The organism is Zestosphaera sp. (assembly GCA_038843015.1).
In the GTDB taxonomy this organism is placed as follows: domain Archaea; phylum Thermoproteota; class Thermoprotei_A; order Sulfolobales; family NBVN01; genus Zestomicrobium.
In genome coordinates this window covers 1-16,339 of the sequence record JAWBSH010000002.1, presented here as the reverse complement: position 1 = coordinate 16,339, position 16,339 = coordinate 1, and the positions used below count along the sequence as shown (strand labels likewise).

Annotated in this window: 21 protein-coding genes; 16 read left to right on the top strand and 5 right to left on the bottom strand. The window is 44.6% G+C overall.

The features are described 5' to 3' along the window. Nucleotides 1-317: 317 nt before the first annotated feature. Genes QXL29_01650 through QXL29_01640 form a run of 3 tightly spaced genes read right to left on the bottom strand, consistent with a single transcriptional unit; the run spans nucleotide 318 to nucleotide 1,430 of the window. Nucleotides 318-638 carry a hypothetical protein gene (locus tag QXL29_01650; protein MEM2283294.1) on the bottom strand — a complete coding sequence of 107 codons (321 nt, stop codon included), beginning with the start codon at nucleotides 636-638 and terminating at the stop codon, nucleotides 318-320. Then, nucleotides 616-1,062, bottom strand: a complete 447-nt coding sequence (locus QXL29_01645) for an ArsR family transcriptional regulator (protein MEM2283293.1) — start codon at nucleotides 1,060-1,062, stop codon at nucleotides 616-618. Before QXL29_01645 ends, QXL29_01650 begins: the two co-directional genes overlap by 23 nt. Before the next feature lie 41 nt (nucleotides 1,063-1,103). Further along, nucleotides 1,104-1,430, bottom strand: coding sequence for a hypothetical protein (locus QXL29_01640; protein ID MEM2283292.1), 327 nt, complete (start codon nucleotides 1,428-1,430; stop codon nucleotides 1,104-1,106). 119 nt (nucleotides 1,431-1,549) lie between these two features. Here QXL29_01640 and QXL29_01635 point away from each other — a divergent pair, with 119 nt between their 5' ends. Genes QXL29_01635 through QXL29_01610 form a run of 6 tightly spaced genes read left to right on the top strand, consistent with a single transcriptional unit; the run spans nucleotide 1,550 to nucleotide 7,046 of the window. Next, entirely contained in the window at nucleotides 1,550-2,551 is a 1,002-nt protein-coding gene (locus tag QXL29_01635) for an ABC transporter ATP-binding protein (GenBank protein ID MEM2283291.1), read from the top strand. Beyond that, nucleotides 2,551-3,312 (top strand): ABC transporter permease, encoded by a 762-nt coding sequence (locus QXL29_01630; protein MEM2283290.1) that lies wholly within the window; start codon nucleotides 2,551-2,553, stop codon nucleotides 3,310-3,312. The genes QXL29_01635 and QXL29_01630 overlap by 1 nt, the downstream gene beginning before the upstream one ends. A 41-nt stretch (nucleotides 3,313-3,353) precedes the next feature. Then, nucleotides 3,354-4,013, top strand: a complete 660-nt coding sequence (locus tag QXL29_01625) for a hypothetical protein (protein MEM2283289.1) — start codon at nucleotides 3,354-3,356, stop codon at nucleotides 4,011-4,013. Nucleotides 4,014-4,070: 57 nt separating this feature from the next. Next, entirely contained in the window at nucleotides 4,071-5,279 is a 1,209-nt protein-coding gene (locus QXL29_01620; protein MEM2283288.1) for a helical backbone metal receptor, read from the top strand. A 17-nt stretch (nucleotides 5,280-5,296) separates the two neighbouring features. Beyond that, nucleotides 5,297-6,328, top strand: a complete 1,032-nt coding sequence (locus QXL29_01615; GenBank protein MEM2283287.1) for an iron ABC transporter permease — start codon at nucleotides 5,297-5,299, stop codon at nucleotides 6,326-6,328. Then, a complete protein-coding gene (locus tag QXL29_01610; GenBank protein ID MEM2283286.1) occupies nucleotides 6,318-7,046 on the top strand; it encodes an ABC transporter ATP-binding protein in 729 nt (242 codons plus the stop codon). The genes QXL29_01615 and QXL29_01610 overlap by 11 nt, the downstream gene beginning before the upstream one ends. A gap of 4 nt (nucleotides 7,047-7,050) precedes the next feature. Here QXL29_01610 and QXL29_01605 read toward each other — a convergent pair whose 3' ends face one another. Further along, nucleotides 7,051-8,322: a hypothetical protein gene (locus QXL29_01605; protein ID MEM2283285.1), complete on the bottom strand. Its 1,272-nt coding sequence runs from the start codon at nucleotides 8,320-8,322 to the stop codon at nucleotides 7,051-7,053. Nucleotides 8,323-8,343: 21 nt separating this feature from the next. On the opposite strand from QXL29_01605, the gene QXL29_01600 reads away from it, so the two are divergent. The 9 genes from QXL29_01600 (at nucleotide 8,344) to QXL29_01560 (ending at nucleotide 15,054) form a co-directional block, all read left to right on the top strand. Beyond that, the gene (locus QXL29_01600; GenBank protein ID MEM2283284.1) at nucleotides 8,344-8,481 is read left to right on the top strand and encodes a hypothetical protein; all 138 of its coding nucleotides are present in this window, start codon (nucleotides 8,344-8,346) and stop codon (nucleotides 8,479-8,481) included. Between the two features lie 80 nt (nucleotides 8,482-8,561). Next, the gene (locus QXL29_01595; GenBank protein MEM2283283.1) at nucleotides 8,562-9,170 is read left to right on the top strand and encodes a hypothetical protein; all 609 of its coding nucleotides are present in this window, start codon (nucleotides 8,562-8,564) and stop codon (nucleotides 9,168-9,170) included. A gap of 12 nt (nucleotides 9,171-9,182) precedes the next feature. After that, complete coding sequence (locus tag QXL29_01590; protein MEM2283282.1) at nucleotides 9,183-10,067, top strand: energy-coupling factor transporter transmembrane component T; 885 nt, start codon at nucleotides 9,183-9,185, stop codon at nucleotides 10,065-10,067. Nucleotide 10,068: 1 nt separating this feature from the next. Continuing rightward, the gene (locus tag QXL29_01585) at nucleotides 10,069-10,929 is read left to right on the top strand and encodes an ATP-binding cassette domain-containing protein (GenBank protein ID MEM2283281.1); all 861 of its coding nucleotides are present in this window, start codon (nucleotides 10,069-10,071) and stop codon (nucleotides 10,927-10,929) included. After that, a complete protein-coding gene (locus QXL29_01580; protein MEM2283280.1) occupies nucleotides 10,895-11,770 on the top strand; it encodes an ATP-binding cassette domain-containing protein in 876 nt (291 codons plus the stop codon). Before QXL29_01585 ends, QXL29_01580 begins: the two co-directional genes overlap by 35 nt. Before the next feature lie 141 nt (nucleotides 11,771-11,911). Then, on the top strand, nucleotides 11,912-12,304 hold the full coding sequence (locus QXL29_01575; GenBank protein MEM2283279.1) for a hypothetical protein: 393 nt from the start codon (nucleotides 11,912-11,914) through the stop codon (nucleotides 12,302-12,304). Next, complete coding sequence (locus QXL29_01570; protein MEM2283278.1) at nucleotides 12,301-12,600, top strand: hypothetical protein; 300 nt, start codon at nucleotides 12,301-12,303, stop codon at nucleotides 12,598-12,600. Before QXL29_01575 ends, QXL29_01570 begins: the two co-directional genes overlap by 4 nt. An 89-nt stretch (nucleotides 12,601-12,689) precedes the next feature. After that, a complete protein-coding gene (locus tag QXL29_01565; protein MEM2283277.1) occupies nucleotides 12,690-13,451 on the top strand; it encodes an ABC transporter ATP-binding protein in 762 nt (253 codons plus the stop codon). Next, nucleotides 13,435-15,054 (top strand): hypothetical protein, encoded by a 1,620-nt coding sequence (locus QXL29_01560; GenBank protein MEM2283276.1) that lies wholly within the window; start codon nucleotides 13,435-13,437, stop codon nucleotides 15,052-15,054. The genes QXL29_01565 and QXL29_01560 overlap by 17 nt, the downstream gene beginning before the upstream one ends. A 15-nt stretch (nucleotides 15,055-15,069) precedes the next feature. On the opposite strand, the gene QXL29_01555 is transcribed toward QXL29_01560, so the two are convergent. Further along, nucleotides 15,070-15,492, bottom strand: coding sequence for a Tfx family DNA-binding protein (locus QXL29_01555; GenBank protein ID MEM2283275.1), 423 nt, complete (start codon nucleotides 15,490-15,492; stop codon nucleotides 15,070-15,072). A gap of 69 nt (nucleotides 15,493-15,561) precedes the next feature. Between QXL29_01555 and QXL29_01550 the strand changes: the two genes are divergently transcribed. Then, on the top strand, nucleotides 15,562-16,200 hold the full coding sequence (locus QXL29_01550; GenBank protein ID MEM2283274.1) for a hypothetical protein: 639 nt from the start codon (nucleotides 15,562-15,564) through the stop codon (nucleotides 16,198-16,200). Nucleotides 16,201-16,339: the final 139 nt, after the last annotated feature.

Here is a 16,339-nt window from a genome sequence, read left to right as displayed (position 1 = left end):
AGCGCCCTCAACTCGTTATTTACTATTTACGTAAACCTTTATAAGTCTTTGATTCCCAAGATATTAATGCATCATTAACTACATATTACTTAGTAAATACACTTACTCCAATGATTACGAGCTTGCTGCGACCAGAAATCTCAAGGCTATTGATAGCTTTAACTCGGGCACAATCGGATACAATATAGTTTTTAAGCCTTTTACTTTCATCAAGAAACTCGCTGAAAGTGACAAAACCTTGCTTATGATGAGAGAGCTTCTTACGTACCATGAAGTACCAACGTTTACTATCATCACTTTATAAATATTGCTTCCTGCTAGCTAGAAATGTCGTTGATTTTGTCATGACTTGACTTATCTCTAATATCGTAGAAAAGAAGTAATAGTTTGGGGATGTAGTTGATATCAAGGTTTGTCTTCACGTAAGACCTATAGAGACTGTACGCGGAGTTTCTGAGGTCTTTTGGCAGGCCGCTTAGGAACAGCCTCACGCGAAACTTAAGTAGTAGGGCTGGCTTAATTAGTGTTAAGTAGAAGAAAATGTAAAGTCCTAAGTCTGCTAGAGCGAGCAGTACTAGGAGTATCTGATGAGCTATTAAGGTGTACTCAGCTATCTTAGCTATTCTTGAGACCCTCACTATCTGAGTTCCTCCTTAAGTAGACTCTAGCTACGTTGCCGGACCTCTTTACCTGCACTAATCCTTTACTTTCTAGAAGCTTAATCCTTTCAGTCACTATTCTTCTGGACGCAGTACCTCTGACTTTCCTGACTCTCCTAGTTAGTTCTGATATGCTTATGCCGTCTTCTGAGGATGCTAGTACTTCTAGTACTGCCTTAGTTATCGGGTCGACTTCAGAGACCCCCTTAAATAAAAGGACTAACTCTCTAGCTAACTTAATTGCTTTCTGTGCAGGGACGGAAAAATAGAGTGTTAGTTCTACGGCGATGGCGTAGGTCGGGTCGTTACTTAACGTAGTGAGTAGCTCCTCAAGCCTCTCTAGCTTCTTGACTACGTGTTCAAGTAGTTCTTCAACTCTCTTAAGCGCGTCGCTAGAAGACATTTAATTCACTGTCGATGCTTGTTGAGAGCTTTAAGGACTTTCTAGTCTTTCTTCTCTTCCTCTTCTTCTCGGCTTCTTATCTTAGGCTTCTCACTTATTAAATCTTTTAGGAAGCTTAGGCTAGGAAGTGATTTCAGCCTCTCGTCAAGGAATTTCTCAGTCCACTCTTTAGCTGTCTGTGGGTCAACACCGCTATCTACTAAAGACTTATAAAACGTGCTTACTTCCTTAGCTAGTTTCTCACCACTCACACTCTCTATTAGTGTCTTGAGTAAGTCGCCTAGAGGCTCTTTAATTCCTGTTAGGAACTCTGACACAGCTTTCAAGACCTCACGCAACTCTTCTACATCTTTCTTCTCTTCACTCATCGTTTCCCCTCAAGATACTTAACGTTGGTCAGAGTAATAACTTTATTAGGTTTTGTGTAGTCAAGTAGTGAGCAATGCTTTAAATATATTTCTGAGGAATATAGTGGTCGGGGACGGTATTGAACGCTGTCGAAGTGAGGGACTTGGTTAAGGTTTACGGGCGTGAGGTCAGAGCGCTGGATGGCGTGAGTCTAGATGTTGAGGAGGGTGCTGTCCACGCTCTGTTAGGACCTAACGGGGCTGGCAAGACTACGCTAATAAGAGTCATAACTACTCAGCTTAAACCTAGTAGTGGCTTCGCAAGAGTTTTTGGCTATGACGTCATCAAAGAGTCTTCTGCGGTTAGAGAGCTGATTGGTTATGTACCTCAAGAAATGTCGCTTTGGAGTGACTTGAGTGGTTATGAGAATATGCTCATATACTCGAAAATATATGGGGTTCCGAGAGGAGTTAGGAGTAAGAAGATTGAAGAACTGCTTGATTTTATGGGGTTGAGTGATGCTTCAAGGAGGCTTGTCAGGACCTACTCTGGAGGCATGATAAGGAGGCTCGAAATAGCTATCGCTTTAATGCGTAACCCTAAGCTCTTAATCCTTGACGAGCCTACCATAGGGCTCGATCCGGGAGCGCGTAGTCTAGTCTGGGACAAGATAAGTGAGTTTAGAAGAGAGAATGGGGTGACGGTATTCTTCGCTACTCACTACATGGACGAAGCAGATAAGTACGCTAATTACGTAACCCTGCTTAACCAGGGGAAGGTAGTGACTCACGGGACGCCGAGTGAGTTGAAGAGGCTTGTTGAGGGTAATAGAGTCGTCATAGTTTTTAAGGGTCGTGTAGATGGTTCGAAGTTGAGCGAAATCATCTCAGGAATTCATGGAGTAACTATCTCTAGCTTCAATGATGAATACCTAGACTTGGTAGTCAGTGACATACCTACTAAGCTCCCCGCCATACTAGAGAAGATTTTCTCTAGTGGTTATTCGGTTTCGGAAGTGGTGATTCGGGAAGCAACGCTTGACGAGGTCTTCATAAAGCTTACTGGTAGGAGGATAACTGAGGAGTCTGGGAGGGTGAAAGAAGTAGTTAGTGTGAGGAAAATGATTAGGAGGGGTGGGTGATGCGCGCCGCTAAGTTAGAGTCTCTTGCTTCGATGGCTGAGATGGAGTTGAGGAGGCTTAGGCACGATCCCTTCGAGATACTCACGCGCGCGGTTCAACCGATACTCTGGGTCGCTGTCTTCGGTTCTGTCATGGCCAGGATAAGAGCATTCCCAAGCGTTGGTGATTACGTGACTTTCATAACTCCTGGTGTGGTACTTCAGTCTTCTACGTTCATATCATTAGCTTACGGGATAGCCCTGATATTCGAGAGAGAATCGGGAATACTGAAGAAGCTCTTGACATCACCTATTCCTAGAAGCTACATAGTAGTTGGGAGAGCTCTCGCTGGGGGCGTTAGAGCCTCAACACAGTACGTCATAGTTTTGGCGTCAGCTGCTGTCGTAGGCGCTAGAATAAGTAGTGACCCGCTGAACTTGGTTGCTGGCTACTTAATACTCGTCATGGCATGCATGGGCTTCACAAGCCTCTCAATACTCATAGCTTCTCTACTCAAAACGCGTGAGAGGTTTATGGGGATTATAGGAGCTATAACGATGCCTCTATTCTTTGCTAGTAACGCTCTATACCCGATTGAGGTGATGCCCGATGTAATCAAGTATATCTCTCTAGCTAACCCGCTCACATACACGGTGTCGGCTTTAAGGAAGTTGCTCGTGAGTAACTCTTATGATGTGCTCCAGGAAATACTGGTTCTGGCTTGCTTCACTATCATTTCTTTAGGAGTTGCTGTGAAGAACCTGAAGAAGATTATTGAGTAAGCTATAATTTCCTGCTTAAGTAATTATCTACGGTAATAGTTATGAGTGAGTTTAGTTACGGGACGCAACGCGGGTGGCTAGCAGGCTTTTACAGAGCTTCTAAGTACCTAGTAATTGCTACACTACTTGAGAGTATCTTGTTTTTCTCGCTTTTGTGGTGGTTGATAGGGGTGTATTTGAGTTCTTTCTTCACGGGTGAGCGCAACTTTTTTGACTTAGGTAGGGAGTTACCTCTCTTACTGTTGAGTCCTCAAATTCAGCTGATTACGTTGGGTTTCATGATCGGTTTTCTGATGTGGTTGTATGCAGTGTTTGGCGAGATGATTCCTTCTCTGAGAGAACTAGAGAATCAAGGAGTTAACTTAGGTGCTTCACTAACCATGGTTTTTGCTGGGACTGTAGCGACCCTGACATTAGCGGCTATTCAATTAACTATATCACTCGCTATTTACTTAATAGCGTCTAACATTACTGTTTTGATAGTTATTTATTCACTATCTTTAGGTGTTCTAGTCACTAACCTGCTAGTTTATGTAGGGTTCTTTCTAATCTTTGATAAGTTAGGGCACGTACTAAATAATAAGAGGTTTGTTATCGCGGGTGTTCTAGTCTTGATTTCTGCTTTCATATTCTTCTTAGGGCCTGTAGCGTGGTTTATTTCGTTCGTGACTGTGCGTAATATTCTCAGCACCACTATTTGAGTTTTGAGACCGAAAAGCTTATTAGTCTTTGTTCATTTATTGGATAGGGTATCCAATATGGTAAGCCAGAGAATCTATGTCGTGTTGCTTTTAATAGTTCTTGCGTTCAGTGTTGTTTCTTTCGCGGTCAACTATATGCTGGTCAACGAGGTTAGAGAAATCCTCTTAAAGCAGGAGTTAGCTATTAGTAGAGTTCAAGCTAACGTTTCCGAGCTTCAGGGAGTTGTTACCTCGCTTAGTGGGAGAACTAAAGAAATAAGTGACTTGATTAAGGACCTGCAGCTAAGGTATGAAGAACTTAGTAGTAGGTTTAAGGAACTCAAGTATCCTCTCGTAATGACTGACAGCATAGGGAGGAGTGTCTTCGTTAAGTACGAACCTTTAAGAGTTGTTTCAGTGGGTCCTTCGTTAACGGAGGTCTTGTTTTCTTTAGGTTTGGGTGATAGGGTCGTTGGTGTTGATAGGTTCTCTAATTACCCGCCTGTCCTTAACGAGCTAGTTAGTAGGGGCGTAGTCAAGGTTGTCGGAGATGCTTTCACGCTTAACGTAGAGTTAATAGTTAGTCTCAAGCCAGACATAGTGTTCCTCACTTACTCAGCCCAGCTAGAGAAGTACGTTAAGACCTTAACAGATTTAGGTGTTTGTGTTTATGTTGTTAGGGTTGAGGACCTTGGAGATATCTATAATGCTATCATGTCTTTAGGTCTGATCATGAATAGGGCTGACGCGGCGTTAGAGTTGCTAAACAATATAACTGGTAAGGTCATGAGTACTTACTTGAGAGTCACTAACTACCTCAACCTCACGGGAGTAGCTAAAGTTCGTGTTTATTGGGAGATCTTCCCTGATTACTGGACTCTAGGGGGGAATACTTTCCAGAACAGTATCGTGGTTTACGCTGGCGGGGAGAACATTTTCGGGAATACTAGTCTCTCGTGGTTTGTGGCTAGTCCTGAGTCAGTTATAGACTTGAATCCTTCCGTGATTTTATTAAGCTATAATTACGGCATGTTCGGCAGTCCTCAAGACTTGATAAGCATGATTACTTCGAGACCTGGCTGGAGTAACATTACTGCTGTTAGGGAGGGGAGGATATACGTGTTGGGTGGTGAGGTCGAGGATATAGTGTCTCGCCCGGGCCCTAGACTGGGCCTAGCTGTTGAGATCTTAGCTAGGATTCTCTATCCTGGAGCCTACAACATAACTCAAGTTCCTAGTTTTGTTGACGAAAGTGTTGTTAGTGAGTGGGGACTCACGTTAGGTTAGTCGGTGATGTTTTTAGCATGAGTCACGTGAAGTCGTTTATTTTCTGGAGGAGGAGAAGGTTTCTCACGGTATTTTCCGTATTAGTTCTCTTGCTAACTCTTGCTTTCCTCACTCACTTAAGCTTGGGTTACAGAGTAATGAATCCTCTGGAAGTCTTGGTTTCCGGCGTCACCCAGTTAGTTCTTGGTGATTTAGGTATTGAAGGATATAGAGTCTTGAGAGCTTTAACGGCTGTTATTGTTGGTGCTACACTAGCTCTCTCAGGATACTTGATGCAATTGAGTACTAAGAACCCGTTAGCAGACCCATACATACTGGGTGTTTCTTCAGGAGCTTTATTCACGGTCTCCCTAACCTTATCTCTCACTAGTTACTTAACACACCCTCTAGGGATCGGTGTTAGGTCCCTTACTGCTTTCTTAGGCGGGTTGATCGCGTATTCAATGACTCTCTTCATAGCTTCGAGGGCCGGTATGACGCCTACGTCTCTAGTGTTGGCGGGGGTTGCGGTAGGTACTTTCTTCTACTCAGCTTCTCTCTTACCGCAGTATTTCATCTCTCGCGACATACACAAGTTGATCGCGTGGAGCATGGGTTCTTTCGTGAGTCCATCTGCAGACGTTCTAGTCTTGTTAGTTTCCTCGTTATTGCTGGTCGCGAGCTACGTGTTGTTCGTTAGGCACCCACTCAATAATCTTCAAGTCAGTGACGATTTCGTGAGGCAGCTGGGGCGAGACCCGGCTAAGTTAAGGAGGTACTCTACGCTACTGGCTTCCCTGACAGCCTCACTCACGGTTGCTTGGTTCGGGGTGATAGGTTTTGTTGGTTTGGCGGCGCCGCACATTTCTAGGAGGCTTCTTAAAACCAGCGACATAGCTTTTGTTGCGTCAGCTTCTGTGGTTTTAGGGTCACTTCTACTTACCTCATCTGACCTTCTCGGCAAGACTTTAGTGAGTGGTGTTGAGATACCCGTTAACGTCATTGCTTCAATGATTGGCGCGCCGGTGTTGGGTCTAGCTATACTTGAGTTGAGGAAGTATGGTTCTTGAGGTTCTCGGGCTGAGTGTTTCTTATAATGGCACACAAATCATTAAGGAGGTTAGTTTCTCTTTCGGTAGCGGTGTTGTCGCGGTAGTTGGTCCTAACGGTGCCGGGAAGACTACGTTGCTTAAGGCTCTCTCAGGGCTAGTGAGTTATGAAGGTTTTGTGAGGATACTCAATAAAGACTTGCGTGCTGTTAGTGCTGAGGAGAGGGCGAGGCTAGTGACTTACGTGCCTCCCCTAGTTGACGTAATGCCTGACATGACTGTCGGGGACCTAATATTGAGTGACCCGATGATTGACGAGGGTCTGCTCGAGAAGTATGTTGAGTTGTTTGAGTTGAGTAAGTTGCTGAGGAGGAGGCTGAGTAGAGTGAGTAGTGGTGAGTTGAGCAGGACCCTGCTAGTGAAGGGACTCTCAAGAAATTCTAGGGTAGTAGCTCTTGATGAGCCTCTCTCACACATAGATGTGAGATTCCAGCTGATCTTGCTGAAGCACTTGAGGACTTTAAGCAGAGATGGTAGGGTAGTCTTAGTGGCTTCTAATCAGTTAAATCCTCTGTTGAGTTACGTGGACTGTGTAGTGGGGCTCAAGAACGGTGAGGTAGTCTTCACGGGCGATGTGAGGAGTTTCTTAAAGTCTGGCACGCCCGAGAAAATCTATGAGGTAGAGTTTGAGGTTATCTCAAGAGACGGTTACGTAGACTTAATACCTAGGGGAGTGTAGCGTGTCACGTTGTCTTAATGAGGTCTCTGTATTCTGCGTAGTTGATCCCGAGCAGTGAGGCAATGATTCTCAGTTCTTCTCGAACGTCACCAGGTATTAGTACGTGGTGGTTAGAGACTGCTACCATAGGTATTTCTTCTGTGCGGAGGTTGAGGTCAATTACTGCTTGTGTCCTGCACATAGACTCGTGTAGCATTCCACTCTCTACTAAGCGTCCTAGTGACGCGATCATGGTGCTGTAGTCTGGACTTAGTGACGTGATCGTGTAGGTATCGTTTTTTAGTTCTCCAGTTATGGAGTATGGATATCCTGACTCGAAGTGGGAGAGAATTACTGGGTTTTTAATCATGTTGAGCGCTATAGTGCAGTGTGCGAAGTAAGCTTTCCTGTCTTCAAACATTGACGCGTTAGCGATCCAGCCACTCACGCCACTGAGTTTCTTAGAGATCAGCATGAGGGTTAACGCTACTAAGTCTCCCTCACACGCTATTACTAGGCCTTCCGCGTTCAGTAGGGACAGCGCTAGGCAGGGAGTCACGCCGTGTTTTATGAGGTACGGGAAGCAATCTAGCGCGGCCCCGTCGTAATTGCGTTCCTCGAATACAGACCTGATGACAGCGTATAGCTTGGCGACTTCAATCAACTTGTTTTTCAGTAGCTTATGTTCTGCATTTTCAAAAGTTCTTAAGAAGTGCTCAACGTAGTCGCTTCTTGCAGACTCTAGCATTGATGTTAATTCGTTGACAGTCATCACGTCAACTACTGAGTTGAAGCGTTTTTCGAAATCTTCCGCGTTTTCAGGCTTCTCCGCGTAGGGACCTATTAACAAGACTCGCGAGTTAAGGAGTGACGCGATCGCCTCAGCTATATTCACCGCACGCCAGATCTTGTTCGGGCACTCGACCGAGCCTACTTCCCTGCAGTGGAGTAACCAAGTCTTAATTCCTGCCATACTCATCTTCACTCTAGCAGATATAGCGGACGGCAAGCTGTTGTGCTCGCCGTGTGCCAAGAATAACACCACACCGTAATTAGCTACTGACGCGAATTTACGCATGAGTCTGCTTGTGCCGCCTGTCAAGACAGCAAAAACTGGTACGGCATCGCTATTCTCGCGCGCGAGAGACTCTATATCTTCATTGTCAGTCACTGGCGGCAAGACCTTCACGTTCACACCTGCTCTCAGGATATGGCTCCTCAGCACGTCATATACGGACGAGTAATAGAGCTCTCCGTGAAGTCTGGACGCGAACGGGACGACTACTACTCTCTTCAACTCTCAACCACCTAAATAATCATGAGGGACACCAAAAAGATAAATCTTGAGAGTCCGTCTTTCTGGGAGTTTGAGGACGCTATTAGTTATGAGTTCTCGTTAATAGAACACACTATGAAGACTCTTCAGGCGTTTCACTACGTTTATTTCTCGTTTTAAGAGATTAGGTTTTCAGTTGTATTACATTGTATTACTTAGATTTTTTAATGATCTTATCTTGTACTTAACGAGGTGTCTTTGTGCCTCAAGCTAAATCTGTTTGGGAATTAGTTGAAGGGGAGATTAGGAAGCCCGGCACAGTCCATATAACGGTCTTTGCTTTGTTGATAGGTGTTGGGGCGGTTGCCGGAACTTTCGGCAGTATAGCAATACCGTTAGGGTATGGAGTGACTGGTTTCTGGCCGGGGGTTGCTGTGCAGGCTGTGGGCGGTATCTGGTTCGGTATGTGGGGAGTTCTTGCTGGCGGTCTCTTCCCCTTCATAAGCAATAGCTTAGCTGGTGCCCCCCTATACGTTAGTGTTGCGTACTTCCCTTCTAACTTCATTCAAGGTTTTCTGCCTGCTTGGGTCTTCAGGGCTTTGAAGCTAGATCCTAGTCTTAAAAGCTCTAGAGACTGGATTCACTTTATCTGGTCTGCGGTCATAGTAAATAACTTTCTGGGGGCTTTCTGGGCGGTTACAGCGCTTCAGTGGTTTGGTTTGATAACTGTGGCTTCTGTCCCGCTATTCTTTAGTGGATGGGTTATAGGTAATGGGATTCCATCACTAGTGTTTGGCGCTATATTGCTTAAGGCGCTCTCGCCGTTGGTTGTAAGGCACAGGGCTTTCTGTAAGGGTTGGTGGGCTTGAGAGGGTTTTCTAATGAGTCTGAGAAGCTCGCGTATGAAGAGAACTCTTCTAGGCTACTTACCGCTGGAATCCCCAGTCCATAGTTTTCACCCAATCGTCAAGACATTTTTCTTGCTAATAGTTTCGGTGTATCCTTTGTTGATTGACTCGCCAGACTGGAATCTAGTAGGGATCTTCGTACTCTTAATTATTTTTTACTTGAGTAGAATAGACGTAAGTATACTCAGGTTTTATACGACGATAATGCTTAATATCTTTTGGATAATCTTCATAGCGTACACTTTCTTCGGGGGTTACTCTCCAGACTATCATGTTGTTGGGAGGTTAGGTCCTATCATAGTGTCTTGGGAGAATATTGCTTGGGCTTTTTCAGTGTACTGCAGAATGTTTTGGGGTATACTAATAATAATTTACTTTTTGTCTGTGAGCAGAGAAAGAGACATCATACTTGGTTTGAGGTGGTTGAGGCTTCCCTACGTGATCTCTTATACTGCTGGCTTAGCTCTTAGGTCGATAGGTCTCTCCATAATAGACTTCAACACTATACGTGAGGCTGAGAAAGCCAGGGCTCTAGATATGGGAGAACTCCCCCTAACACACAAGATAAAGAAGTTTGGACTCTATATAGTGCCTTTGATGAGTCTGGCGCTAAGAAGAACTGATGAAGTCTCTAATGCTCTAGACGCTAGAGGTTTCAGTTTTGCTGGATGGAGGGACTCTAGGAGGACCGAGTATATGCTGAGTAAGTATGAGGTGAGGTTGAGAGACTTGCTGGTTATCGCTTTGATGGTATTCATGTTACTAGCTCTGCTGTATCTTAAACTTACCACAGCGGTCTTAAGCACTAGCAACTCGCTCGTTTTAGGAGTGTTAGCGCGTGCTTTAGGGGTGTCTTGATTTGGGCACGCCTGTGATAGAATTTCGCAATTATTACTGGAAGTACTCACTAATGAATGACTGGGCCTTAGCAGACATTAACCTAACAATACATAGAGGTGAGTTTGTGTGTATTACGGGACCTAACGAGTCTGGTAAGACGACGTTGGCTATGTCTATGAATGCTCTGATACCTCATAACTATCAGGGTGTGATGAGGGGTGAGGTCCTCATATTCGGTGAGGATTCTAGGAAGCTTCATCCAAGTCAGGTCAGTAGGAGAGTCGGGTTAGTCTTTTCAGATCCTGAAAGCCAGTTCTTAACTATGTCTGTTGAAGAAGAGATAGCTTTCGGTCCCGAGAACTTAGGTCTAGACATCGATGAAATTAGTAGGAGGATTTTATGGGCTTTAAAGCTCACCAAGCTCAGTGAAGACTTACTAGATAAACCTCCTTACGAGCTCTCGGGAGGTCAGAAGCAGAGGGTAGCTATAGCGGCTATCCTAGCTATGAAGCCTGAGGTGATTATTCTTGATGAACCTACCTCTATGTTAGATCCTTTAGGGAAGGCTGAGGTATTAGAAGTTTTGAAGAGGCTCAGAGAAGAGCTCAACTCTACTATAATTGTGATAGAGCATAGATTGGAAGATATAGCTCCGTTAGCTACTCGTTTTATCCTCTTAAATAAGGGGAGGATAGTTAAAGACGCAGACCCGCGAGAATTTTTTGATGATATAGACTTTCTCTTGGCAAACCACGTTAATCCGCCTGAGTTTATGGTAGTGCTGAATGAGTTAAGGAGGGGTGGTCTCTACTCTGGAAGAGTGCCCTTAAGATTTGATGAAGGACTTGAAGTTATTAGGAGGTTGCTTAGCCATGACTAGGGAAGCAATTAGGGTTGAGGACCTGACGTACGTATACAGAGACGGCACTCTAGCCTTAAACGGGGTTAGCTTGTCAGTAGATGAGGGAGAATTCATAGGCTTAATAGGCCAGAATGGGTCTGGGAAAACCACACTGGCTAAATGCATTGCCGGCTTGCTAAAGCCTGCAAGGGGTAGGATCTTGATATATGGTAGGGATACTAAGGACATGAGGGTTAAGGAGCTGGCTACCTCCGTAGGATATGTCTTTCAAAACCCCGACCATCAGATATTCAATTCTACGGTTTTTGATGAGCTGGCGTTTGGCCCGAGAAATCTACTGCTACCTGAAGATGAGGTAAGGCAGAGAGTTCTGGAAGCAGCTAAAATCGTTGGTCTTTCTGAAGAACACTTTAATCAGTCACCCTTCTTCCTACCTAAAGGACTTAGACAGAGAATTGCTATAGGCTCTATCCTAGCGCTGAGGCCTAAGATCTTAATAATAGATGAGCCAACTACCGGTCAAGACTGGAGGCAGTCGCTAGAGATAATGGAGTTTCTGAAGAGACTTAATGAGCGCGGTCACACGGTGATAATAATTACGCATGAAATGGAGATAGTAGCTAGGTACGCGAGGAGAACTGTAGTTATGTCTGAAGGAAGAATTATACTGGACGGGCCGACTAGTGAGGTCTTTCTAGAGAGTGATATATTGGCGAGAGCTTTTGTCAGACCACCGCAAGTGGCTCGTATTTTGAGTTCTTTGAATTTATCTAATAATCAACTCTTGACTAATGATGCTTTGACGCCTGAGAAGTTTGCTGAAGTGATTCTTAAGTATTTAAAGAATAAAAGCATTTGAATTAGGAGGTAGCTAGATATACCTAAGGTTCTGGTTAGTTTAAGAATTGATGAGGAGCTAGTAAAGAAGCTTAATAAGAGGGCTAGTGAGTTAGGTGTCGGTATTACTACGCTTATGCGTAGATACGTGGAGTTCATGTTATTGCACGAGAGTACAAGGTCTTACCCCATGATATGGGTTTCGTCTGCAGAATACACGTACTTGGCGAAGATCGTATCGAGTGATGCGGAGCTAGTGAGTAGGTATGTAGACTACGTAAGTGAGCTCTATAAAAGCCTAATTCAGGTGTTCGGAGGTGAGTTTACTGATGTTAGTGAGGTTCTAAGAAAACTGCTGGAGTTATTGAAGCTTGAGGGGAAGGTGCTGGAGTTCAGGTTAACTGTTGAGAAAGACGTGGTGAATTCCGTTGTTACTGCGATTTCGGAAGAGAGTGCTCTTTTGCTGGGCAAGGTCCTTGAGAGAATTCTGGCTCCGAGAAGAGTTGAAATGAGGTGTTTTGAGAACATGATGCTCCTTAGGGTGAGAAGATTTTGAGTGAGCTGACGCAGTTAGAGATGATTGTTAGGTCTCTGTACCTGACCCTTATAGGTCTTAAGATAATATTAGAGTTAGTTGCCTTCACTCTATTCTATCAATGGCAGAGAGTGGTTAATTCTAGGTTTCACAGGGGTATGCTAGTGTTTCTAATTCTACTAATAGTTTCTAGCCTTGCACAAACTTTTATTCAGTCAGCTTCAGGGACGGAAATTTCATACACGTACTTAGTATTTCAAATACTTGAGACTTGTGGGTGGGGTGTTTTCGTATATACGTTAATTAGAGAAGAATAATAAAATAGAGTAAGCTTTCATAAAATTTCTCGTACCAATTGTTAGTTGCCTTAAAAATTGATGCACGATATAGATATTGGGACGATCTGTTGGTTTCGAAGGCTTCGTCAGCTATTGTTGTTGAGGGTTTGGTTAAGAAGTTTGGTGATGTTGTTGCTGTTGATGGTCTTTCTTTTACTGTTGGTTTTGGCAGGGTTTACTGTTTGGTTGGTCCTAACGGTGCTGGGAAGACTACTACGTTGAGGGTTGTTGTTGGTTTGCTTAAGCCTGATGCCGGGCGTGTCTTTGTTGATGGATTTGACGTTCGTTTGAGGAGGGTTGAGGCTTTGAGGAGGGTTGGGTATGTTCCTGATTATCCTAATCTCCCTAGCTACTTGACTCCTCTTGAGTTTATGTATTATGTTGCGGCTCTCCGGGGCTATAGTAGGGGTGAGGTTGAGGCTGACGTTAAGTACTATGTTGAGGTCTTTAATCTTGAGGGGGACTTAAAGAAGCCTATAAGGACTTTATCTCGCGGCAGTCTCCAGAAGACTGCTATTGTTGCTTCACTTCTCGTCAGGCCTAGGATTTTAGTCATGGATGAGCCGCTAACTAATATCGAGATAGACTCTCAGTTTATGTTTAAGAAGGTCGTGCAGAGGCTTGCGTCTGAGGAGGGTGTTGCGTTTCTCTTGTCTAGTCACATGCTTTCTTTGATTGAGGGTGTCTGCACGGATGTCGGCATAATTAATAAGGGTAAGATGGTTGTTGAGGGTAGTATGGACGCCATCATGAGGTTGGCTGGGGAGAGAGCTAGTTTTGAGGACCTCTACATGAAGATTCTGGGGAGGAGTGTTGAGGGGAGCCGTTAAGATAGCTAAGATAGTTTTTCTTAATCAGCTCGCGTCTTTGTGGAGGCAGTACAGGCCTGGAAAACTCTATAAGAAGCCAGGGATTATTGGTGCAGCAATTATTTACGGTGTGGTCTTACTCAATATGCTCTTCGTTGTCTATAGGTACGCTGGTTCAGTCACTAACCCGCTTGACCCTAGCCTTCCTGAATGGTGGTTGCCGGGCGCGGTACTTGATGTCGTGTCAGCCTTAATACTAGTTCTCACATTTACTCAGTATTACGTGCGTGAGAGTCTGGTGGTGGTGCCGCCTGACTTCGAGTTTGTTCTTTACCAGCCATTACATGTTAGGGAGATTTACGCTGGCATAGGCTTAGGGATCGCCGCGTTCGTTCTGGTGTCTTTAGTTCCTATGGCCGTACTTATCTCCTTCATTATTCCCTGGTTTTTCTTCATGTTGATTTACTTATTTACTTACGTGATGTTGGTGCTTGACCCCATATTCTTTATTTCCTCGAGGGTTTTACGTAGGCTCGGTCGCTTGAGTATCGTGTCCGTAGTCGTTCAGGCTTATATTGTTTTTGGGGTGCTTCACTCTCTCTTTAACTCGTTCTTGTTCGGCGGCTTATTCGTTTCTCCTTTCTTGAGCTACCCTATTACTTGGTTGTACTTTATTGTGTTGAGTCTCTATGAGTTAGTGGGTTACGCTAGTTTCCTGGCTTACTTTCTTATCGTGTTTTGCTTTTTCTTGTTAGTTGTTTTCTTCGCTGGTGGCTGGCTCGATGTAAGTGATTTCACTAGCTTCAGAGACGTTTATGAGGTTAGGCTCTTGAGAGACCTTAAGAAGGTTTTGAGGAGGGATGTTCTCGTTAGCTGGAGTTCGCCTTCTGATGCTTTGAGGCGTGTCGTGCTTGAGTTCACGGTCTATAGTCCTCGCTTAATGTTTAGGAAGTACCTGCCTCTGTTTCTGGGGAGTTTGGCGGCGGCTTTCCTCGTTAGGGGTTTCTTACCTCAGGAGTACTTGGTTGAGTTGGTTGAGCAGTATCTGATACCTATCGTAGTTGCTTTGGGTGTGGGGGCTTACGTGGGGTTTATTAGAGAGTTGCTCGCTAATGACTTGAAGTACTTGTGGGTTTACAGGGTTTACTTAATTGACTTGAGTTTCTTCAGTAGGGTCTTGATGCTTAAGTACGTTATCGCGTCTTTAGTAGTCGTGTCTGTCGTGAGTGTTTTGGCGGCTTCCTTAAGTGCTGACTTCGCTGTGTTTTTAGGGGTTTTAGTTGTTGCGCCTGCGTGCGTGTTTTCCGTCTTTATCGTTCTGCTTACTGCGGTTTTGTTACTTAGGAGGGCTAAGTCTCAGGAGCCCGCGTCTGAGGTGTACTTGCGTGGTGGCTTACCTGTCTTAGACCCTGTTTCTCAGTTGTTGTTTTTGCCTTTAGTTATTTCAGGTATCATGACTTACTCGAGCTTGGCGTTGTATTTATTCTTGGTCTTTCATGGTTTGATTCCCTACATTTACGTTGCGGCGGCTTCAGCGACTTCTCCGGTAGTGTCTTACGTTGCTTACTCGCTATTTTCTAGTCTTCTTGCTAGAGTGCTTGCTGAGGTTGATGTGCGTGTTTAGTTCTTCGTCAGTTTCTTAAGTTTTCGTTACTTGGTATGTTCCGTCTCTGAAGACAATTATTTTTATGGGCTTGACTACCCTAACTCCCTCAATGTTTTCTGAGGCGTTCATTCTTATGTAGTCGTATATTGTGGTGAAGTTTCCTCTCAGCTTGACTCCCTTCTCGTCTGCTAGCTGGACTAGCTTCTGAGGTATCGTGACTAGGTGGGTTCCCGGCTCTATGATTATCTCGCCCGCCTTCATTAAGTCTTTATAGACTTTCAGGGTCTCTTCAGCTAGTCTTATTTTCCTTAGTGCGTTCTTCTCTATGACTGAAACGTTCTCTCTAGTAGTTCCCATAATTTCAGCTACTTCCTTCTGTGTTTTCCCTTCAGCTCTTAGCTTGAGTACCTCGTATTGTTTCTCTGTGAGTAGTCCGTACTTCCTCTCCTTACTCAATGTCTCGACCGCCCTACTAAATACATTACTTCATTAACACTTATAATTAGAATTGCCTTAATCTTTGTAGTGGTCGTGATGACATATCTAGTCTACCGAAATAGGGGTTTCTACTTCAGATTGAGGAGTGAGGTCTTCGATTTCTTCGCTTCTTGGGTTGTTTTGAGCTTCTCTTTCGCTCTGTTCATGAGCCCGGGTCCTGAGAGACTGCCTTTAAGCCTAGTGTATTCCTCGGTAGGTGTTGGGTCTGCCTTCATACTCCACGAGCTAGCTCACAGACAGGTCGCTAGAGCTTACGACCTTGAAGCCAGGTATAGGGCGTGGTATTTAGGACTACTCATAACCCTGGCTATAGCCTTAATCAACACTGTAGCTAAGCTACCAGTACTGTTCGCGGCTCCCGGCGCTGTAGTGATTTACGGGTACTGGGGTCACGTAAACCCTCTCGCTGAGTTGAGAGTAGCAGAGTCAGGTCCTCTCACAAACATAGCTGTAGGGATCACTACGTGGGTGGTCCTCATGACTATCCCGAGCACACCAATAGTTACTGATGTGCTGTACTACGTAATGAGAATCAACGCCTGGATAGCTTTCTTCAATCTCTTACCTCTGCCTCCTCTAGACGGCTTCAAGATATTCAGGAGGTCCCTCATAGAGTGGGTTGTGATTTTCGTGGCTAGTGTCGCTGTACTGAGACTGACTGCGTAGTCAATTTAGGTGTCGCCGAACACCAATTTTATTCCTGGTGTGTTCCCTTGTTTCCGCGGCGTTGATGGTCTTCAGTTTCCTCAGTACAGTTAAGAGCATAACAGCTCTTTAGTCTCTGCTTAGAACCTGTCTATAAGTC